Source organism: Ruegeria sp. AF8, from assembly GCF_056541825.1.
Genome location: NZ_JBQFYW010000022.1, coordinates 1 through 20950, shown reverse-complemented (window position 1 = coordinate 20950; position 20950 = coordinate 1). Strand labels below are relative to the sequence as shown.

The window sequence follows — 20950 nt, the reverse complement described above, 5'->3', positions numbered from 1 at the left end:
GATCAATCATGACCACCAAAAAGACCCCACTCTATCACGCCTTCATGGCTCGAAAGGCTGATGTGCGTGCAGCAGCAGGATACTTCGCCCCTATTGCATTTTCTGACCCCCGAACGGAACATCTGGCCGCTCGCGAGGCTGCCGGGTTATTCGAGATCTTCGGCCAGTTCCTCTTGCAAGTCTCCGGCCGGGATGCCCTTCGCTTGGTGAATGAGACCCATGTGGCAGACATGGCCAAGTTGCCCGACAAACAGGGGGCTTACTGCGGCATTCTGAAAGACGATGGCTGTTTCCTGGACGACGTAATCACATGGCGCGTCAGCGAAGACAAATTCTGGGTTTGCCCTGCACCCCACCGCGTCGCTGTGATTGAAGCCTATTTGTGCGAAAAAGGCACTGGCATGGATGTGACAATTGTGTCGCTGGGCTATCGCTATACGTCCCTTTCCTTGCAGGGGCCCGCTGCGCGTGACTGCCTTCAACCGATGACCCCGGCGGACTTGTCGAATGGCGCGTTGAAACCCTTCGGCATCGTGCAAACCTCTCTGAGCGGGGTTGAGGACGTTGTCATCTCGCGCACCGGCTTTACTGGCGAGTTGGGATACGAATTGTTTATCCCAACGCAAAACGCAGAAGACTTGTATGAGGCTATTCTTGCGGCCGGAGCGGACAAGGGGTTGGTGCCTTGCGGTGTTGCTGCAATGGTTAGTCTGCGGATTGAAAAGCGGTATCCGATCTTTGGCCGCGACATCACCGAAGAAAACAATCCGGTTGAAGCAGGGCTGGGCTGGACCATTCGCGCCAAGGATGCCGGTTACCCGGGAAAAAGCGTTGTCGAAGGTTTGAAGGCAGCCGGGACCAGCCGCCTCCTGGTCCTGCTCGAACTCCCTGAAGGCACTACTCCACCTGAGGCTGGAACCGAGTTGTTCGCCGATGGTGAAAGGGTCGGCAGAGTGACCTCCTCGGCGAAGGGGCACTCAGTAGGGCGCACACTTGCCATGGGCTATGTCGACAGGGCGGTTGCCGAGGACGGCGTCCAAGTAGCTCTGGGAGACGTTATGGCAACAGTCCATACAAATGCGATCTATGACCCGAAAAACCTGCGATCGAGAATTTAAGGCATTCCGGCATGCGTTCACTCAAGGAAAATCATCATCCACGCCCGCCCTGAAACTGAAGGGCGGTGTGAGATTCGAACTCAAAGCCGCAGCAGGATTGAACCATCCCGGCGTGGCTACCGCCTGCAAGATTGTGCCCGCCGGCGGCAAAGTGACCCTGACCGTACTGCTACATCATGATCGTTCGTCGAAGGACAGGTTTGGGCCGGGCTTTCTCGCGGGAATTCGCTGCGGCTGCGAAATGCTGCAACCGCTCGCTCAGTAAAATGGGCTCACTGCCGCCGAATGCCAACGCAGCAAGCACCGCGATAGGGACAGGACGGAACCGGCAATAAGCGAACTGGGCTAATACCTTGAGCTTCAGCGGTCTCTATCGCGGGGCGGCCGTTCGTGTCTATTGAGCCGACCTCCGAACCGGAAGCGGCGAAATAGGGTGAAGAGCCCAACCTGTACCTTGGATTTTCTCGCTGCGCGTGCTCGCAGCAGAAAAATCGCCGCGTGAGCAAGAAATTTGATGCCGCCAAGCAGCAGGAAGAGCGGTCACTCATGCGCGCCGCAGCGAGATCACTCACCCGAATTCACAGGTCGCGGACAAAGTGTGAATTTGCTGCTATGGCACCAACAGCAGCAGTCGGCGCATCGCGGCATACCCCAATCTCTGTAGGCGGAGTATAAGGCAAACGGCTTGCATCGACATCGGCTTTACTGCTGCCTTTGCGACAAGAACTAAATTCGTTGCTTCCGAAAACGAAGGGAATTAGCCCTGTGCAATCACATAAAGCTTCCGAGTCTCCTCAAGCAATGTCCATTCGCCCTTCCATCCCAACGGCAGCATAAGGGCATCACCCGGTCCCAAATCCTCTACGCGGCCGTCTTCATGCCGCATGCGGATTTTCCCGCTGATAAAATGACAAAACTCAGAAGAGGCACTGCGGTCGGCAGTGAACCGGCCCGGTGTACATTCCCAGATGCCAATCTCAACGCGTCCATCGGGCGATGTAAATAGGGCGCGGCTGGCTTCCATCTGATTGCCTTCAAGCGAGGTTGGCTTGGGGGTTGCCGGGCTCAGTGGAGTGTCCGCCAAGGTCAGAAATGTAGATAGGTCAATCATAGTAATTCTCTCTGTTCATCGCCCAGACAAATAGTTGGCAATGCGCGCCAGACGTGAGGTCTGCGCCGTATTGCGCCGGGCTTCGCGACGATCTGCCATGTGATAAAGCTGATACATGCCATGCACCCCCAGCCAACGCAGCGGTTCTGGTTCCCATTTGCGCACGGGCCGGTTCACCCAGGGCAGCGTGGTCAACTCGGTGTTCCGGTCCAGCACTAAATCGGCAAGCGTCTGACCAGCCAGGTTCGATGTGGACACCCCTAAACCGACATACCCACCCGCGGAACCGATGCCTGAGGCCCGGTCATAGTCAACACGCGCGCACCAGTCGCGTGGCACACCCAAAACCCCGCACCACGCATGGTCCAGCTTTATTTCGGCCACTTGCGGTAACAGACGATGTATGATCGCCTGCAGCATCGCGATAGTTTTTTTGGGGGTCTGTCCCCGATCATCAATCCCGTTGTTAAATCGATAGGGCACACCCCGACCGCCCATTGCAATCCGGTTCCCCGCAGTGCGTTGCGCATAACAATAACCGTGCAATGCATCGCCCAGCAATTCGCCACCTTGCCAGCCAATCTGTTCCCAAAGTGCATCCGGCAAAGGTTCTGTCACAACGATTGAGCTGTTCATCGCCAGCATATTGCGGCTATGTCCCGGCAGGCTGGCAGTATAGCCTTCCGTCGCGCGGATAATTTTTTCGGCACGGATTGTGCCATGTTCCGTCGTGACCTGTCCTTTGGACATCCCCGTCACTGTTGTCTGTTCATAGATCACAACGCCTGCCCGCTCCACGGCCTGCGCCAGCCCGCGCACCAGCTTGGCCGGCTGGACCCGTGCCACGCCATGCAAGACAAGCGCCCCAACGGCATTTTGGACGCGTATCCGGTCTGTCATTTCACCGGCGCTGATCAGTTGCATGCGGTCCTGCGGGACTTCCCATAACATTGCGGTCGCGTATTCGTCGCGCAACCGGCCCATTTGCGCCGACGAGCAGGCGGCGACAAGTTCGTCTGTGCGGTGGATATCGGCGTCGATGCCTTCGGATTGTGTTACGCGAATGATCTCATCCACCGTACCGCGAAAGGCCTGCTCGAGCGCGATTACCCCTTCGCGCGAACTGGACTTGGCATACCGTTCTCGGTTCCAATAAAACGCACCGCTCAGCCAACCTCCATTTCGGCCCGACGCGCCAAAGCCCGCGAAATCGCGCTCGACGATGGCTATTGATAAATTGGGCGCTGCTTGCTTCAGATACCATGCTGCCCAAAGACCCGTGTAACCGGCCCCGATGATGCAAACATCAACAACCCGGTCACCTGGCAAAGCAGGGCGGCAGGATGGCAGTCCGCCCATATCTGCGTGCCAGAAAGAAATATCGCCATTGCGGATCATATCATCTTTATCCTCACCAGTTGCCGGTACCTTGGCATTGCCACTCAGCTCATGTGCTTTCCTGGAATGGCTACTGTTCGATCACAGTCGATTCACTTTACAAATCGTAAAGTGGAAAGAAATATTTTTCAAGTGTCGCCTCACATGATTTCACTTTGGCAAGACGGAATGCACCGGATCAGGTTGCGAAACCATCGATACCTGCTATTTTGACCATACAACTCATCAACCAATCAGGGAAAACATGTGTCGCAGGAACTGCCAGATTCTCAGAGCGCAACACCGCCGAAGGACCTGGACATCCTAGCGCGACGCCTGCGATTTTTTCGCACACTGCGGCGCTTGTCACTGCGGCAATTGGGAGAATTGTCGAACACGACGGCTTCTTTTCTCAGCCAGTTGGAACGGGGCACATCAGGTGCCACCACTTCGACACTGATCCGCATTGCAGAGGCCTTGTCGATTTCCGTAGCCGATTTGTTTGATGAGCGTTCCAGCTCACTTCACCGCGTTCTGAGGCGCACCGAACGTTCGGCTTTGCCAGCTGCGGCTGGCCTTCGCAAAACATTGCTTTCACAGCACCCGATCTTGGATTTCCATGTCTATTTGGGCGAATTTGACGTCGGAGGCTCGACCGGAGAAGAGCCCTACATGCACGGAAACTCGCATGAAATGTGTTTTGTCTTATCTGGCGAAGTGGAAGTCCAACTGGACGGGCAGCCGTTTCGTATGTCAGCGGGCGATTGCATTGAGTATTCATCATCCACGCCACATCGTGTCGTGAATTGCGGTACGACTACTGCCGAAGTGCAATGGATTGTCGCTCCCCGTCGTGCCTCTGCAATTTAAAGTAAGGTACTGAAGTCGGGTAAGAGGCTTTGGCATGCACCGAAAGCAGATATGGGCCTGAATTTGTGCGTTACTCTTCTTCATTTCCCGCGCGTTCTAAAAAACGTCGATGACCGCTTTTCACATGTTGCTCCCCTTCGTCAGTTCGTAAGCGGTGTATCGGCCCCGGAAGTTGACTGATCCGCAGAAGATTTTTCTGGCAGGCAGGCATTAGACCAACAATTCACTCAATGGCTGACTGGGCGATTCTCTATGCCGCAGATGTTGCACTGGGCGGCTTCAATCGCTCCAGAATGACCGAGCCTCTCAATGCAAACACGCTCTTTCCAGGCGCCGCCTTAGGCGCATGGCCGCCTAGCATCGCCGGACCTGTTTGCTGCGGCTTGAAGGTCCAGCAGCCTTCCATATAACCCGCGCCATGGCTGCAAAGATATTTTCGATGGAGGCGCGGGAGGACGGCGGTGCCCGGCTCGCGCTCAACTACAAGCACGTCGGCCGCAGTGGCATCCAGCGTATTTCCTGCGATCTGCCGCAGGTCGGCCTTTTGCAGCTGGTGCTCTTTGCGGAAGCGCTTAGCCTGCGCAGGCGTTTCGGTAATCCCATTACATCGGACGTGTCGCTCGATGGGCTTGAGATGTCCTATAACCCGGCGCAGCGGGAGCTCCATGTCGAGCGGCAGGCCGGTTATTCCAGACAGACAGCATGCATGCCGGTTGAGGTTTTTCTCTCTGAGATGGCAGGCATGACCGACATTTGCATTGCCTGGGCCGAGGCGTCAAAACACGGGCTCGCCCTGAAGCGCCTGCTGTTCGAATGCGCGGCACCGGCTGAACTTGAAAGGCTGCTAGGGCAAGACGAGGCCGATCTGGCCATGCATCAGATGCGGGAAATCGCCCTTCTGCTGCTGGTGCAGGAAGCCTCCGCCCGCGGGTCGGCGCTGGCACGCCAATTGCGCGGGAAGAAATCCCAGGGCCAAGCCCAGGAGGCGGTCAGCGGGTTTGTTCTGGAGCTTGCCGCTGAACTCGTCCCAGTTACTGCCTAAGACTGACCGGATGGGCCCAGGGCTCCATGGATTTAGGCATGAAGACTGTCGCCCCCCCACCGGGAGACCGGCCGGACACGGCTTTGGGCCGGAACCCCGCACGAGTTTCCGGCTGTGTGAGAATACGTCACCGCCCCGATTGGGGGCGGTGATAGCCTGTCAGTCGTCGATCCGGCCGACAGGGCAGTGCCAGGGCATCAACTGGCCATAGTCCAACTCACCGCGGTTGCGCTCGATTTCCTGCACCACCCAGTTCAGGTAGCTGCGGGGGTTGACCTTGTTCAGGCGCGCGCTTTCGATGAGCGAATAGTAGGTTGCCCAGACTTCAGCCGCCTCATGGTTCCCGGCGAAAAGCGAGTTCTTCTTCGTCAGAGCAATGCCGCGGATGCAGCGTTCGACTGCGTTGTTATCGATCTCAAGCCGGCCATCGAACACGAACCGCTGCAGCCCGTCAAAGGCGTTGAGCGTGTAGTTGATGGCCGTTTTCAGTTTCCCGGTGGCGTCATCCTGATGTTTCGTCAGGATGGCTTTGAGTTCGGTCAGGATGGGCAGGGTTTTCTCGAGGCGCAACTGTTCGCGCTCCTTCGGGGGCAGGCCTTTGGCCGCCTTTTCGACAGCATACATCTTGCGGTACATCTGAATGACCTTGGCTGCCAGCTTGCTCTTGGTCGCCAGATGGGCTTCGAAGAACTTGCGCCGCGCATGGGCATTGCAGCGCACCGGCATCAATCCGTCATTCTCCCGGCTCTCTTTGAAGAGACAGTTGTAACCCGAGTAGCCATCAGTCTGCAGGAAGCGGAGCGACGCGCCGGAAAGCAATTCCTCTGCAACTGCGCCAGCGCGGGAATGGGCATAGCGGTACACCACAGCTGGCCGGGCCTCGGGATTCCAATTGCGCTCATCGCGATTGATCACCCAGAAGTACCCGGTATCGCACTTTCCCTTTCCAGGCGCCTGAACCTTCACCGGAGTCTCATCCATTTGTGCGGTGGGACCAGCAAGCACATGCGCATGAAGCTCGTCCTGGACCAGCCCCACGTGTTTGGCCAAGTGGGAAACACCCTTGTCGATCGTTTGGCGGGCCAGATTGATGTTGGCGTTCCTGAACCGCCGCGCTTGCCGGTAGGGCGGAATATGCTCGAAGAACTTCTGGCAGGCGGCTTCGACTGCAAACCCCGGCTCCATGCCGCGTCCCTTCATGATGTAGTTTTTGGATTTCGCAGCCACGGGTTTGTTCTCCTTGCAGATCCCGCGGTTGCACGCGCAGGTGTGATATACGTCTTTCACCAGAACCACATGCTCCGGCACGATCCGGAAGCTCCCGGCACGTTCCTCACGCTTGATCGTCTTGAGATCATGCCCGCATGTGCCGCAGCTCATATCGTCGGGGAAATGATCAACGGTGATGACCTTGATATCCTTGGGCACTTTGCGCGAGCGCTTACCCTTGGGTTTTTCCTTCGGTTCATCGTCAAGGTCATCGTCAAGCGCGAGGCCAAGGTCCTCTTCCACGGGATCACCGAGGTCTTTTTCCGAGCTCTGCCCGAAATGCTCCTGGCGCAGCACCGCCAATTGCTCCGTCACCCGGCGCAGATCGCACTTGAGCGCAGAGATCCGCCGTTTTGCAGACTGGACTTCGCCTTCTGTCTCGGAGAACAGCGACAGAATGCTGCTGATCCGTGTGCCGATCTCAACCGTGGCTTCCTCAGGGCTGCTGGGAAGCTGACGAACAGCGCTGAGAATGCCGTCGCAAAGAAGGCCAATAGGGCTCAGCTCGCCAGCATCCGTTTCCTGCTGACCCGGCAGCCAGCCGGGCTCTTGGATGGTCATTGCAAATTTTCCTCATGGGGTATCAGCCCCCGCCCGCCAACCGGACGCAGGGAGTCACACACCGGAGCTGCGCGAAGTCGGCCCGGCTGAGGCACCATTCCGTGAAGACAGGCAAAGACAGCCCGTCCCGCCCTGCCGTTTACGGTCAGGGCCGGTTCGCTCATCTTTCCATTTCGGGAAGTGTGCCTATTGGGTGAGGAAGGCCGTCGCCCACGCAGAAGCCTTGCGACGGATCGCAGGATTTGCTAAGGGACCAGTGTCTAAGCTGGCGGGTTTCGGTCTGCCTCGCACGATCACGCCGGAATGCGCCAACATTCCGGTGTTTTCGTTTCTAATGATGTTCAGGTCTTCATTCCGGTCTCTCCTTCTGCTGATCTTCGCGGCGAGGCTGTTTACACCGGTTCGCGCGAAGATGGAATAATTTCATCTAAATCAGTGACTTGTGTGAAAACGGAAGTGTCATTTCGATAGTCTCAGAGAACGCACCCGCTGCACACGAAGACATTGTGCTTCGCTGCAATTCCCCCACAATTTACAGGTCTTGGCGCTCCCTCGCTGCTGTGCAGGAAACTTGCGAAAACGGCTCCACAGCGGATGCCGCCTTCACAAAGTTTCCGTATGTGCAATGACCAGGGAGCTTCTGGCCCCCAAGTTTCCCAGACCGGCGGCCGCTTTTCGGCAGACGATTCGAGAGGTGATAAGCTGTCAGAGGAACCGTACGGCTGAACGTGCCCTCACGCTGATCCTGGATGGATCAGCGTATGTGTCCGCAGGCGGCGAGGGTGATATGAGAGATATTGTTCAGCATCATGGGCGGAGATTACTCAGCTGCTGCTGCGAAGAGCAATCCGCGCAGTGTGAGGGAAGCCCTTGCTGCAGTAGGTTGTGATATTTTTACAACTTAAGATATTTATTTAGGCGCACCCTTCAATCAACGGGTTGCAGAATCCCCTTCCTATAAAGCCCATAGGGCTGTTAGCTAGGAAGGGGCCGACGGCGAACGCCCTCAACCGACCAGTGGTTTGAGTTAAGCCCTCCTGGCCAGGCCTTCAGAAAAAACATCACCATTCCACAAAGATCTGTTGACAAGACTTGGGCAGCCTCGTTCGAAGTGAATGATTGAAGAAATTGGTTGCATTGATCAATTGGTGGGGCGCCGAAACTGGACTGCGGAACCTTGCCGCCGTTCGCTGCGCCACGACGAGGTCAACAGTCTTGACCGGCCCTTACCGACGTTCGGGCCAAGCGCTGCTAAGGTCTGCAGGCGGCCCAGATCTGCCAGACGTTTCAGGCGTATTGTGCGACTCGTGTTAGCCCGAAGCCACCTGCCGTACGATGGTCAGCATGACCTGTAGTGCTAGTCCCGATACAAGGGAGCGGTCGCTCACGCATCGATAAGCAATCGCATGGTTTGAAGTCGCCTGCGAACCTTTTAGTTTCCGGACGGAGCGAAAGGCGTCCTACCACTCGGCATTTGAAAGCGCACTTGCGGCGCCTCGCTAGCGCGAATTATGTCTGGCGGCTTGTGAGTTCCGCGTGCAACATAGGACCTTACTACCAATTAGATTTAAAGGTAAGATTTCGATGTCCGTGACTGCCGATGCTCTCGCCGACCTGCGGTTCGGACTCCGTTTCGCCGCAGAGCGCTTTGGAGTTTTTGCTGAGATCACTGATCTTCCCGGGAACGCTGAATTGTTCCACTCATTAGCGTTTGAACGCAAAGAAGATGCCGAGAACCTAGATCGCATTGCGGAGCAGCGCGGCCTCCATGACGGCGAACCGACTATGGACGCAAGCAATGCCGGAACCGCTTTGGGCATGGGCGCGGGGGATCCCCTTTCCGCAGCTTCGGCAGCTTTTCGGGTGCAACGTGCAGAAAACACTCTTGGACGTATGGCCGGACAGTTGCGCTCACTTACCTCCCGCGGCGACCTGAGAATGGCGCTTGGACATGTTCGGGACCGTATCGACGAACGACGCGGGGAGGTGCGCGAAGCGCGACGCCAAGCGCGAGCTTTAGAATTTCAGCGCGAACGCGTGGCGCGCGAAGCAACGCCCGAGGAGGTGGGCGGTCAGCAGGTAACAGTGTGGTTCGCCACCAACCGCCAGCTTGGCAACAAGGGCAAGTTTCTAGGAGAGCGATCAAACGACGTGACCTATGGGCGGTGCCGCGTCTTTGTGCCCCATGATCGCGAAGTCGGATCACTTGGAAGGGGATTGCTCGGTCGTGTCCTACACGGGGACAACCGCGTTCGCGTCCAGAGCGTCGACGTTTTGCAACAGCTCGATTACTGGTTGGGGATTTCGTCCGAGATTGAAAGCCTAATAGATGGCGAGCGCACGGCGCTCGTATTCCTCCACGGGTACAACACCAAATTCGACGACGCCGCGCGTCGCACTGCACAGCTCAAGGCTGATCTTTCGCACAATGGCCCGGCGGCCTTCTTCTCTTGGCCATCCTTGGGTTTCGCAGGGGGCTATTCGGGAGACGAGGCGGCTATTGAGGGTAGCGAGGAAGATATCCGTTCGTTTCTGATCGACTTCGCACAGCGCTCTGGAGCAAATGCGGTACATATCATTGCCCACTCCATGGGCAACCGCGGGTTGTTGCGGGCCATGGACGCTATTTCGCGAGCGGCGACATCGGCCACACCCATACGTTTCGGCCAAATCTTCTTGGCCGCACCAGATGTTGATTCTCAGTTGTTTGACCGGCTTGCCGCTGCCTACGGCGCGTTGGCGACACGTGCGACCCTATACGTCACCCGCAACGACAGGGCGATCGGACTTTCGAGGCGCCGGCATCATTTTGCCCGAGTCGGGCTGGTGCCGCCCATATCGGTCGTGCCAGGCATTGACACCGTCGACGCCAGCAACGTTAATCTTGGGCTGCTGGGCCATAGCTATGCGGCCGAGATGCGGCCGGTACTCGCGGACATCCATCAGCTCATCAAAGGCGATACCCCGCCGGACCATCGTTTCGGATTGCGTCGGCCGCCTGGTTCAACAACTACGCATTGGGAATTTGTTCCATAATGATTGGCACTTTCTAAAGAGGTCGAATTGGAACCTGCGGTTCACGGAAGAAAATGGAGATACCCAACTCGGGCGTTTAGCCGACATTCACCGGTCACATACTGAACGACAAACCTCCAATCAACCGATGGAGGCATCGAGTTCAAGTCAATCTGGAACAGAGGGTCGGAGGGCCTTAAAAACTGAGGTCACGTCATCCTCCTTAAGAATTAGCTCATCGTTAAAAACGGTCGGGTCGAAACCGTAACCGCCATTCGCGAGAACACGGATACAGCCTTGATAGTTCACGCGGCGTGACTTCGAACGGTTCCGGCACGATCTCAAGATATTCTTGCGATCAGGGGAATGTTCGGCCCGCGAAGTCGCCCAATGCCGCGCATCACTCAAACGTCGCGCCTGGCGTCCGAGAAACCTGCATCGAAGCTGCCTTGCGGCCCCGCGAACCTCAGTTTCTTCTGAGGTTCCCAATCCTGGCGCCAGCCAGATGGCAACAGGCAGCCTTGCCGGGTGGTCACACCGGCGCGAGCAATACCGCCCCCATCTCAATTCCAGTGCGCCTTTCACGCCCCACTTAATACAGCTAAGATCGTACCATGGAGTACATAGGCGAATTCTCGGATGTTCGACATAAATCCTGGTGCATTCATTGCGGCCAGAGCATCACCAGCGGATCAACCAATCAGGATCACATCCCATCAAAATCACTCCTCGACAAACCCTACCCAGCGGAATTACCTACGGTCGAAATTTGCAAGAAATGCAATAGTTCCTTTTCGAGGGACGAGGAGTACTTTTCCGCTTTCCTGGGCGCAGTGCTGAGCGGAACGACCGACCCGGAAAAACAGGCGTTAAATATTTCCGCGCGTATCTTCAGCCGAAATCCGAAACTGCGAGAGCGCATAGACAAGAGCCGTATAGACTACCAAACATTGGGTGGGGAAACTCGGACTACCTGGAAACCGGAGGATGCGCGTATTCGCAATGTGATCGTAAAGAACGCAAGAGGCCATATCTATTATGAACTCGGTCAACCAGCACTTGGCGAGCCTGCTTCAGTATCTGTCATTCCGATGAGCGCCCTTTCCGATACCGAGCAAAGTGCATTCCTCGATTTCGATCATGGTTCTGGCTGGCCAGAAATCGGAAGCCGTATGATGACGCGGCTAATGACGGGGCAAGACCTTGACGGCAGTTGGGTCGTTGTTCAGGACAGTGTCTACCGTTTCGCAGCGACCGAGGACGATGGCTTTTTCGTCAGGATCCTCATTCGCGACTATCTTGCAGCTGAGGTCATCTGGCGGCACTAACCGTCGATATGGCCACAAGCAGCCCCATGGACACACGAAGCCCCGAGCAACGACGGTTCATAATGCAGTCCGTCAAGAGCAAAGACACTGGCCCCGAGCTACTCGTCCGGCGGCTCCTGCACGCGATGGGCTATCGCTTCCGACTTCACCGCAAGGATTTACCAGGGCGGCCAGACATCGTCCTGCCTCGCCACAAAAAGATCATCTTCGTGCATGGCTGCTTCTGGCATCACCATGGTTGCCCCAAGGGACAACTCCCCAAGTCACGGCTCGACTACTGGGTTCCAAAGCTTGAAGAGAATGTTAAACGGGACAGGACAAAGATAGAACAGCTTGAGTCGCTTGGCTGGAAGGTGCTGATCGTTTGGCAATGCGAGACAAAGGATGCAACAATGCTGACTGCAAGGCTACAAGATTTTGTGGATGATACGCAAATGGCGATCGACATGCAGTAATGAGCGCGCTATGCTAATGAGATGAATCAGGAATTATGGATGAGAGGGGAGTAGCGATGAGACCAATCGGGATTGACCTTTTTGCGGGAGCAGGTGGGCTGAGCCTCGGGTTTGAGCAGGCTGGGTTCGATGTCGCTGCCGCTGTCGAGATTGATCCGGTTCATTGCGCTGTTCACAAGTACAACTTCCCAAAGACAGCTGTTATCCCGCACTCGGTGGAAGGGTTGAGCGCCGAGCGCATTCGAAAGGCTGCAGGGATCGGCAATGCGCCAGTCGATTGTGTATTTGGCGGCGCACCCTGCCAAGGGTTCTCCTTGATCGGGCACCGAGTTCTGGATGACCCCAGAAACAAGCTCGCACTCGACTTCGTTCGCATCGTGGCTGAGCTTGAGGCAAGAACCTTCGTCTTCGAGAACGTCAAAGGGCTCACTGTCGGGAAGCACAAAACCTTCCTCAAGGAATTGGTCACGGCCTTCGATGCTAGGGGCTACGAAGTTCGTCAGCCGTGGAAGGTTCTCAATGCTGGCAACTACGGCACTCCGCAATTCCGCGAGCGATTGATTTTGTTCGGATGCCGGAAAGGAGAAACGCTGCCGGACTATCCCGCTCCCTTCACCAACCTGGCTGGTCGCAAGAAGGCAATCAAAGGTCTGGCAGATGGACCGACCGCCATCGACGCTCTCGGCGATCTCCCCGATGCTGATCGCTTCCAGACCCTGCTGGCGAGCGACACGGTGCGGACCGCGGGCTTCGGTGATCCATCACCTTACGCCGCTGAACTGCGCTGCATGACGAATGACGCGTGGCACTTCGGCTATGTACGGGACTGGAATCCTGCTTTCCTGACTTCGAGCGCTCGCACAGAGCATACGGCCATTTCTCGTGGGCGCTTCTCAGAAACGGAGCCTGGTTCCGTAGAACCCATCAGCCGCTTCTTCAAACTGCCGGGCGACGGCGTCTCCAACACACTGCGCGCCGGAACAGACGGTGCGCGCGGAGCATTTACGAGCCCGCGCCCTATTCACTATCGTTATGATCGCTGCATCACGGTTCGGGAGATGGCACGTCTCCACGGCTTTCCAGACTGGTTCCGTCTCAATGTCACCAAGTGGCATGGAGCGCGTCAGATCGGAAATGCGGTTCCGCCCCCGCTCGCAAGAGCCATCGCGGGACAGGTGATGAAGGCGCTTGGGACCCAACCAAACAGGCCGAAAGAAATCATAGCGCTCGGCGATGAGGCGCTGTTGTCCCTAGATCTCACAGGCGCTTCGGCACATTTCAAGGTGAAGGCACCGCCGAGCCGCCGCGATCAAAAGAGCGGCGCCAAGAAGCGTAAACAAATCGATATCGAGCGCGAGCGCTTAGCGAAACAGGTGGCGTAATGGGAAAGACGCCCAATCGATATGGCGCACTGATTGAAAAAATCTTTCTAGATAGATACCGGAACGGAGCAACGGAAGTCGAATTCGCACGCACGGACATTGAAGACGCAGCGAAAGAGCTCGATGTCAAACTTCCAAAGAACCTCGGTGATGTTCTTTATGCCTTCCGGTTTCGCGTAGCGCTTCCAGATAGCATCACCGCAACACAACCCCTTGGCTTGGAGTGGGTTATTGAGCTTGCTGGCCGGGCCTTCTACCGGTTTCGACTTGTAAAAATCAATCGGATCCTTCCGCGAGAGGATTTGGCACGGATTGACATCCCCGATGCGACACCTGAATTAATCCGAGCCTATGCGCTAGACGATGAGCAGGCGCTTTTGGCCATCGTTCGGTATAACCGGCTGATCGATACCTTCCTGGGCCTGACAACCTATAGCCTCCAGAACCATCTGCGAACGACCGTTAAAGGCGTTGGGCAAATTGAGATCGATGAGCTCTATATCGGCCTCGACAAGCATGGCTGCCACTATGTCATACCAGTTCAGGCCAAAGGCGGAACCGATCAGATCGGCATTGTGCAGACGACCCAGGACGTCCGCTTCGTCGAACAAAAATTCCCCGGCATGCGCTGCCGGGCTATTGCGGCACAATTCATGAGCAACAACGTGGTCGCGCTCTTTGAGCTGACCTTGCAAGACGACGAAATCAGAGTTGCTGAGGAAAGGCACTACCGACTTGTACCTGCCGGAGAACTAGATCAGAACGCCATCCGAAACTACCGCACCTGACAAGAAGAAAACAAATGCCTTCGAAGAAGACGCCGGTTATTGAATATCTTTACTACGAATACCTTAAAGGGAGAATCCCAGACGGGATCGTTCTTTCCAGACACATAATCGATGCGATCAATGCCACGGGATCGGATTTGAGCAAAGCCAATCCCGCAAATTTCCTTAAAGACATCATTCGCAACAAGACCGCCAACGATAACTGGCCAGATGCTCTTACGCTTGCAGGCGTGACGGCCAGACAACGCTACGGCGAGAAAAAGGTATTCCAGTTCCGTCCCTTCGAGCGGGGTCAGACAGAACCCTTTCCAGACCGGTATCTGCCTGGCCCCTCCACTCCAATACACGTCTTGCAATCTGCCAGCGTGCCATTCGCCGCTCGTCAGCTTGGACGAAAGGAAGAGAGCTGGCTGATGCAGGTGGTTGCAATGCTGCGAGTTATCGAAACCCAACTTGCCATCTTCTCGCCGCTGCGAAATAGGCTCCGTGACGTTACCCATCTACAAATGTCCATGAAGACACAGCCAGAGATCGATGCTGTTTATTTGGCCAGCCACGGAAGCACTCAAAATATCTCCAAAGGCGTAGACAGATTTTCTCTAGTGACATGCTAAGCCAAGCAATTGGGCGGGCGCATCCTCGAAGATCAAATTCGGGAACAGGTCGCCGAGGCATTCAAACAAACCAAGATGCTTGCCCGGCCGGATATTAATGCAGTAAAGCCCATAGCCGTCCAGGTTCAAGAAATTACCAGACCCAAGGACACTATTCGCGGAATAAATAAGGTCACTATTCGCGGAATATATATTGTCGAGTTCCAGCGGATAGCACGGCAGATCTTCGAAGCTCACTATGCGCCTGACAGATCCGATCCAGAACGGCTATACCGGATGCCGCTACGTCCGGTTTCGCAAGCTATTTATGCACTCAGTCCGGCCGTTCGTGGAGTGAACTTCTAAGCCTGCGTCTAGGGCTCAAAGGATGCGAAGTTGGGTAGGTATCTGTAGAGATTGGCGTAGTTATTGCCATCAGCTTCTGGGATTGGGCCAAGTTCCAGTTTGTTTTCACCATCACGGGGAAGGCTTCGATCCAGATGGCGCATCTCACGCGGGGTAAGGAGCGGTACCTTGATCCGAAGAGCGTCATCGCCATCGCGGTAGAAAGACAGTTCGCGAAATCCGGCACTTTCGAAGAGGGCGTTTTGTCCCTGATCAACGAAGACGCCAACAATCGTCGTCATTTTCGCGCCATCGGCATATTCGAACGCGCCAATCTGCCGAAACTGTAGCTTTTGACCGGCGCTGCGTACCGCATTGCTTGCGACAAGCCCATCCTCGACCTCCTGACGGATGATGCTCCGTGAAGTTTTTGACAGAGTCCACCCGCGCAAGCCGGCCGTCTCAAGTTCACTCGGCGTTCGTGCATCTCCAAACAAGTCTCTGAACTGCACAGGCGTGGTCACGTTGATCGGCTCTTCGTGGTGCGGTCGTTTGTCATCAAGTTTTTCGGCCTGCACCGAAACTGCGAGGACCGTCCCGCTCATAGCCCGAGTTGCGATTGTTCTGACATCATCGAGAATCGAAGGGGACAGTGGATCGTCGTAGTCAAGCCACAGGATAGATCGGTGCGTCCAATCCAATCCGGGCAAGACTTCCGCAGCCGTTCCCATCATGAGCTGGATGCCGCGAAAGGGGTTGTTGAAGGCAAACCGCTTCGCGTGGGCTTCTTCTTTCTCGATCGAGATTATGTCCTCGATTCCGAGTGCCCTGTGAAACAGTACGCAATCGGTGAACCAGATCGATCCGAACCCAATGTAGCGATAGCTCTCCAGCGATCCAAAAACCTTGAGCCTGGAAAACATCTCACAGAGCATCTTGCGTTCAGCAAACTTGGCAGGGCGCAGTGAATAATCAATAATTCGGTAGCTGGCCGTCATTCGTCGTCGCCGCCTTGTTCGTCGAAGATAATGTCGAACGTTTTCTCTCCGACAGCTTTTGCACTGCCAACTCCGAGCGCCGTCATCAGGCTCTGAATTTTAGCCTCTTCCCTTGAGTACTGAATTTTAACAGTTTTCGGGCCGGGCGCGCGCGGCGTCTTGTTCCAGGAAAAGACCTTCGGACCGCGAAATGTTTCTACATCCTGTGTCAGGGTTTCGCGGTTCAACGCCGAGAGAAGTGGAGATGCCCGGCTTCCAAATTCCTCGATGTCATCATCGAGTGTATTCAAAAAGTTAATTACCGTACGAGTGTGGTCAAGCATTTTGGGATAAGTAACCTGCCACACCGGAGATGACTCATCCAGGCCAGTTTTGGTCGTGTTCCACGGTAGCTTGCCCGACGAGCGGCAACTAAAGAAGACCACCCCCCTGAACCTTGCATACTGGTTGTGATACTTCGGAATACCGTCTTTCTGCTCCGAAACCGTGTTCCAGCCTGTCGCTTCCGAGCGATCAGCAGACAGGATCACCCTGCCATTGCATACGATGTACCACCCTGCATCGGAGGGGGAGGAATCCGATACGCCAGCGACTATTCGCGTGTTCACGGGAGTGTCCGTATCTCTATCCAGCGCGTACTCTTCAAGCGCAGGGCTGAACTGTCCACCTGAGCGAATGCGCAGGTCGGTGTTCGTCAGATGCTGCCCCTCAAAGTCAATGCCCAAGCCAAAGGCCAAGAATTGGCGTTGATGCGAGCGGATCATTCTTGAAAGGTCTCGCTGGAAGTGTGTCGATGAGAATTGCCGCGCCACTTCGGGCCTGAGGCGCTGAACAAGAATACGTGTGCCCACATCTTCTGCGGGGAATTGTCCTTTCTCTAACTTCTCGAAGTCAAAAAACCAATGTGTTTCGTCCTTCTCCCACTCCTCGACATCGACCTTCATCGACCATCGTTCGTTTTTTGTTGTTGAGTGGACCTCGAAATATCGCCCGAATTTGAACAGGGCGCGTTTCATCCCAACCCCAAACTGGCCGATTGAATAGTCAGTGGACTTGGCCTGGTTTGGGCGGCCAAAACGGAATGCGTATTCTCGCGCCGTCTCGACGTCGAAGCCTCCGCAATTGTCTGTGATCTCGAAATGGTCGTTATCCATTCGGATAACGACCTGCAGGCCTTGGAAATTTGGCTCATCTTCCGGGTGCAACCGCTTGGCACCGTCAATACAGTTGTCGACGAGATCAAGGACAGCCCGCTCCAGGGGAATATCGCGGACCAGCATGTCAACGAAAAATGCCTTCGTCGGCATCGCATTGATTTGAGGACTATCGTCTGCCATCTCGTCTCAATCTGTAAGCTACTTGAATAAAGTGGTTAATCCTAGCGGACCAGCGTGGCGTTTGTGTCGCTATCGGTCAAGTATCATTCTGAATGGTCAAACGTTCTGGCGCAAGCAATCGTCGATGCCTGTTCGCCTCAGGCAGCGTCCTACGCATTGCTGTCCTCGAGCCAAACGGATGCGTCCGGAGCAACTCCAACGTGCAATTTCCGCACTATGCCGAAGTTCCACGGGGTCAATGCCAGACAGGTTGCCGCTCCAGGTCTTCAGCGCGCCGGAGCAGCCGGGATACAATCCGGAGATCGACGCGCATCCCATGTTGGCAAGCACGGTCAACAGCTTCTGAAACAGTTTGGACAGCGATGGCGGAGAGATGCCGCTTAACGCCTTCCCGCCCCACAAAGTCACTCAGTTCCGCGGATGTAAGTTCACGCAACCGGACAGGCGGGCATCTGCTGAGAAGCGGTTCGGGCAACAGGCGGCAATAGTTGGACGTCAGCACCCAGGCCACCCAGCTCATGTCGAACTTCACCTGATAGTAAGGGCAATTCCAGCGTTTGGCGGTCATGGGTTCGAGCAACGGCAAGAGGGCCTCAGCCAGACCAAATGTATGGCCTTTGTTGGAAGTAGCTTTCCCGGCCTTCTCCACTTCGTCCACAACAAGAACCGGGTTTGCTACGCGCGCCTGCAGAATTGTTTCCAGCAGGCGCCCTGGATGCGCATTTCCCCAGCCGCGCTGCGACCCGACAATGCCGAACGACGCGTTCTCGCTGGTAGCTTCGACAACGGCCGTCGGGACTGCGAGAAGCTTCCCGAGGCGCCGCGCCCAGTGACTTTTACCGATTCCGGGCGGCCCATCCAGCAGCATGGGCGGCAGCCGCAGGCCCGGCCACCCTTCGCGCACAGACCGGCGCATCGCATGCCACATGATTTCCGTCGCCGGCCCCATCCAGGGCATCTCCCCATGCAGTTCAGCTGCCAGTTCATCAGCTTGGTGTTCAGTAGCGATCGCAGCCAGCCTGACGCCATCCCGCAGCACAGCGAGCCGCTCCCTGTGCTCCCGGGCAAGATGTCCCATGCCAGAAGTGGCTTTCCGGCGCTCGATAAGAAGAGCAACACGGCGTTTAATCCGCGCTCTTTCCTGTTCGCTGGGGCTGGTGGAGTGGCGGCGCCTTGCAGCGCTTTCACAGCTGTCTGCGTGCTCTGCACCAGCGCTGGTATCTGGCAGCTCCCGGCTTCGCAGGTCGCGCAGGTGCTGCACGAACCGTTTCTCCAGAGTGTAGGTGGTGTCATCCGGGTTGAAAAACCGGGCTTCGATGAAGGGGATGCGGGACATCAGGGTAAGGCCTATGGCAAATTGGGCTGTTGGCCGGGAGCACTCCGGCCGCTCAACAAGGAACTGACTGTTGGATTTACAGAAATACGGGCTTGCGGCTGTTTGATGCTGCCACCTGGGTCCAATCGATCCCTTCAAAAAGGGCATCGAACTGGACTTTGCTCAAGGTGACAGGCCCGGCTTGCGGTTTCGGCCAGGTGAAGCGCTTGCCATTCAGCCGTTTCATGATCAGCACAAGGCCTGAACCATCCCAAACCAGAAGCTTCAATCGGTCGGCACGCCGGGGACGAAAAACGTAAATCGCCCCGGAATAGGGATCGAGCTCGAAATTGTTGGCTACACAGGCCGCAAGCCCGTCCATACCCTTGCGGAAGTCGACCGGCTCCGAGGCAAGGTAAATCCGGTAGTTGCTGGCAGGAGAAATCATTGTGCTGCCCTCACTGCCCGCAACACTTCCACCAGGTGGTCGGCAGGATAGCCAGGGGGTATCTCGATGGCAGCCGCTCCGATACTGATCCGGCAGGAGGTGCTGCTTGCAGCCTCATGGTCTTTCTCGTGAGGAGACTCGGCCAGCCGCTGGGCCGCCGGAGCAACGACCTCGACAAAAGCTGGGCTTATCCCGGAAGTGCCGGCCTTCTTAACCCAGAGAGCGACCAGAGATTTGTTGGCGCCAATCTCCTCAGCCGTCTCGCGGATACCGGCTCCAGCCAGGATCTTTTGAACGGCCTTAGCGCGGAGCGCGTCAGGCCATTTTCGCCGCCCGGATGAGGAAACGGGGATCGTGAACCCCCACACCTTCACCTGTTCCGGCATCATTCCATCCAGCATCACCACCTCCTTTCTTCAGGTGGTGCCAGTATCTCAAACCTCTTATTTTATTGAAACATGGGGTCTTTGCACCGCTTACGTCAGTTCCGCAGCAATCAGCACTAAGGGCTCTCTGCTGCCCAATGCGTCTGCGGCGTTCCCCGAAGAAACGGCAAGCTGACAACAGCCATTCAAACCACCTGTAAACTGGGGCGTCAGCGCTGTGCTGATGTCTGGGTTTGGCGGGAGGATTGGAGAGCGTACAATGCCAAGAGTCCAACTACCCGCTGTCACCCCGAAACGAAGAGCCTGGAACAAAGGCCGGATCATCGGCCAGAAACGGCCGCTATTGCCGAAACAGGTCTGGGCGATCCGCGCGCGGCTCGAACTGGCGGGCAACCTGCGCGATCTTGCGCTGTTCAACGTGGCAATTGATAGCAAGCTTCGCGGATGCGATCTGGTGAAACTTGCTGTCGCCGACCTGGTGAGGGATGATCGCGTTCGCGAACGGGTGTCTGTGATCCAGAGCAAAACCAAGCGGCCCGTTCAGTTTGAACTCTCTGAAAACACGCGGAATACCATTGCCGCATGGATCAAGTCGCCAGAGATGCTCGGTTGCCGGTTCATGTTTCCCAGCAGGTTTCATGACCGCCCGCATATCTCGACACGCCAATATGGCCGGCTTGTGAGGGATTGGGTGGCCGCGATTGGGCTGGAGCCCAGCGGATACGGCACCCATTCGCTGCGCCGGACCAAAGCAGCGGAAATCTACCGCAAAACCGGGAATCTCCGGGCGGTTCAACTCCTGCTCGGACACACAAAGGTGGACAGCACTGTCAGATACCTTGGCGTCGAACTTGAAGATGCGCTGAGCATTGCCGAGCAAATCGACATTTGAACCACGTAGGCGGACGGCACTTGCCGTTCGCCAACCCTGAGCGCACCTACGTTCGGGTCGCAGCGGTGGGTCGGATCGAGCCCAAGGCGGCCATTTCCAATTCATGCTGCATGCGCACGCAGCGCGAAAATCGCTGCACCTGCTCAGTTCATGGCACGGCCCGGCAGCGGGAATAACTGCCATTCGTTGGTGGCGCGGCGAAGATTTTGAGGGCAACTCACAGGTTGCGGGACAAAGTGCCAATTCGCTGCGTCTTCACCGACGACTGGAAACTGAGCAATGCGACCGCGCTATCAGACCGCCAAGGAAGGAACGCCGCG

19 protein-coding genes are annotated in these 20950 nt (G+C 56.3%); 11 read left to right on the top strand and 8 right to left on the bottom strand.

Annotated features, from left to right (window positions below; translation table 11 throughout):
* Positions 1-8: 8 nt before the first annotated feature.
* On the top strand, positions 9-1118 hold the full coding sequence (locus tag ACR0AO_RS21895; RefSeq protein WP_480608515.1) for an aminomethyl transferase family protein: 1110 nt from the start codon (positions 9-11) through the stop codon (positions 1116-1118).
* Positions 1087-1383, top strand: a complete 297-nt coding sequence (locus ACR0AO_RS21890; protein ID WP_480608514.1) for a hypothetical protein — start codon at positions 1087-1089, stop codon at positions 1381-1383. Before ACR0AO_RS21895 ends, ACR0AO_RS21890 begins: the two co-directional genes overlap by 32 nt.
* 492 nt (positions 1384-1875) lie before the next feature.
* Here ACR0AO_RS21890 and ACR0AO_RS21885 read toward each other — a convergent pair whose 3' ends face one another.
* Positions 1876-2229, bottom strand: coding sequence for a cupin domain-containing protein (locus ACR0AO_RS21885; RefSeq protein ID WP_480608512.1), 354 nt, complete (start codon positions 2227-2229; stop codon positions 1876-1878).
* A 15-nt stretch (positions 2230-2244) separates the two neighbouring features.
* Positions 2245-3627 carry an NAD(P)/FAD-dependent oxidoreductase gene (locus ACR0AO_RS21880; protein ID WP_480608510.1) on the bottom strand — a complete coding sequence of 461 codons (1383 nt, stop codon included), beginning with the start codon at positions 3625-3627 and terminating at the stop codon, positions 2245-2247.
* 246 nt (positions 3628-3873) lie between these two features.
* Between ACR0AO_RS21880 and ACR0AO_RS21875 the strand changes: the two genes are divergently transcribed.
* Both ACR0AO_RS21875 and ACR0AO_RS21870 read left to right on the top strand, forming a co-directional pair.
* Positions 3874-4476 carry a helix-turn-helix domain-containing protein gene (locus ACR0AO_RS21875; protein WP_480608509.1) on the top strand — a complete coding sequence of 201 codons (603 nt, stop codon included), beginning with the start codon at positions 3874-3876 and terminating at the stop codon, positions 4474-4476.
* A 439-nt stretch (positions 4477-4915) separates the two neighbouring features.
* Complete coding sequence (locus ACR0AO_RS21870; RefSeq protein WP_480608508.1) at positions 4916-5518, top strand: hypothetical protein; 603 nt, start codon at positions 4916-4918, stop codon at positions 5516-5518.
* Between the two features lie 159 nt (positions 5519-5677).
* On the opposite strand, the gene tnpC is transcribed toward ACR0AO_RS21870, so the two are convergent.
* Positions 5678-7348 (bottom strand): IS66 family transposase, encoded by a 1671-nt coding sequence (gene tnpC / locus ACR0AO_RS21865; RefSeq protein ID WP_480608507.1) that lies wholly within the window; start codon positions 7346-7348, stop codon positions 5678-5680.
* Between the two features lie 1584 nt (positions 7349-8932).
* Between tnpC and ACR0AO_RS21860 the strand changes: the two genes are divergently transcribed.
* The 6 genes from ACR0AO_RS21860 to ACR0AO_RS21835 all read left to right on the top strand — a co-directional run bounded on the left by ACR0AO_RS21860 (position 8933) and on the right by ACR0AO_RS21835 (position 14930).
* Complete coding sequence (locus tag ACR0AO_RS21860; protein WP_480608505.1) at positions 8933-10384, top strand: alpha/beta hydrolase; 1452 nt, start codon at positions 8933-8935, stop codon at positions 10382-10384.
* A 593-nt stretch (positions 10385-10977) separates the two neighbouring features.
* A complete protein-coding gene (locus ACR0AO_RS21855; protein ID WP_480608504.1) occupies positions 10978-11691 on the top strand; it encodes a hypothetical protein in 714 nt (237 codons plus the stop codon).
* Positions 11692-11699: 8 nt separating this feature from the next.
* On the top strand, positions 11700-12146 hold the full coding sequence (locus ACR0AO_RS21850) for a very short patch repair endonuclease (protein ID WP_480608502.1): 447 nt from the start codon (positions 11700-11702) through the stop codon (positions 12144-12146).
* Positions 12147-12202: 56 nt separating this feature from the next.
* Positions 12203-13528: a DNA cytosine methyltransferase gene (locus ACR0AO_RS21845; protein WP_480608501.1), complete on the top strand. Its 1326-nt coding sequence runs from the start codon at positions 12203-12205 to the stop codon at positions 13526-13528.
* Positions 13528-14316, top strand: a complete 789-nt coding sequence (locus ACR0AO_RS21840) for an endonuclease (RefSeq protein WP_480608499.1) — start codon at positions 13528-13530, stop codon at positions 14314-14316. Before ACR0AO_RS21845 ends, ACR0AO_RS21840 begins: the two co-directional genes overlap by 1 nt.
* Positions 14317-14330: 14 nt before the next feature.
* Positions 14331-14930: a hypothetical protein gene (locus tag ACR0AO_RS21835; RefSeq protein WP_480608497.1), complete on the top strand. Its 600-nt coding sequence runs from the start codon at positions 14331-14333 to the stop codon at positions 14928-14930.
* 353 nt (positions 14931-15283) lie between these two features.
* Here the strand turns inward: ACR0AO_RS21835 and ACR0AO_RS21830 are convergent, their stop codons facing one another.
* The 5 genes from ACR0AO_RS21830 to ACR0AO_RS21810 form a co-directional block, all read right to left on the bottom strand.
* Complete coding sequence (locus tag ACR0AO_RS21830) at positions 15284-16252, bottom strand: O-methyltransferase (protein WP_480608495.1); 969 nt, start codon at positions 16250-16252, stop codon at positions 15284-15286.
* Complete coding sequence (locus tag ACR0AO_RS21825; protein WP_480608493.1) at positions 16249-17589, bottom strand: ATP-binding protein; 1341 nt, start codon at positions 17587-17589, stop codon at positions 16249-16251. Before ACR0AO_RS21825 ends, ACR0AO_RS21830 begins: the two co-directional genes overlap by 4 nt.
* A gap of 235 nt (positions 17590-17824) precedes the next feature.
* Positions 17825-18925: an AAA family ATPase gene (locus ACR0AO_RS21820; RefSeq protein ID WP_480608492.1), complete on the bottom strand. Its 1101-nt coding sequence runs from the start codon at positions 18923-18925 to the stop codon at positions 17825-17827.
* Positions 18926-19001: 76 nt separating this feature from the next.
* Positions 19002-19352, bottom strand: a complete 351-nt coding sequence (gene tnpB, locus ACR0AO_RS21815) for an IS66 family insertion sequence element accessory protein TnpB (protein ID WP_480608490.1) — start codon at positions 19350-19352, stop codon at positions 19002-19004.
* The gene (locus ACR0AO_RS21810) at positions 19349-19753 is read right to left on the bottom strand and encodes a transposase (RefSeq protein WP_480608488.1); all 405 of its coding nucleotides are present in this window, start codon (positions 19751-19753) and stop codon (positions 19349-19351) included. Before ACR0AO_RS21810 ends, tnpB begins: the two co-directional genes overlap by 4 nt.
* A gap of 244 nt (positions 19754-19997) precedes the next feature.
* Here ACR0AO_RS21810 and ACR0AO_RS21805 point away from each other — a divergent pair, with 244 nt between their 5' ends.
* Positions 19998-20630 (top strand): tyrosine-type recombinase/integrase, encoded by a 633-nt coding sequence (locus tag ACR0AO_RS21805; protein ID WP_480608486.1) that lies wholly within the window; start codon positions 19998-20000, stop codon positions 20628-20630.
* Positions 20631-20950: the final 320 nt, after the last annotated feature.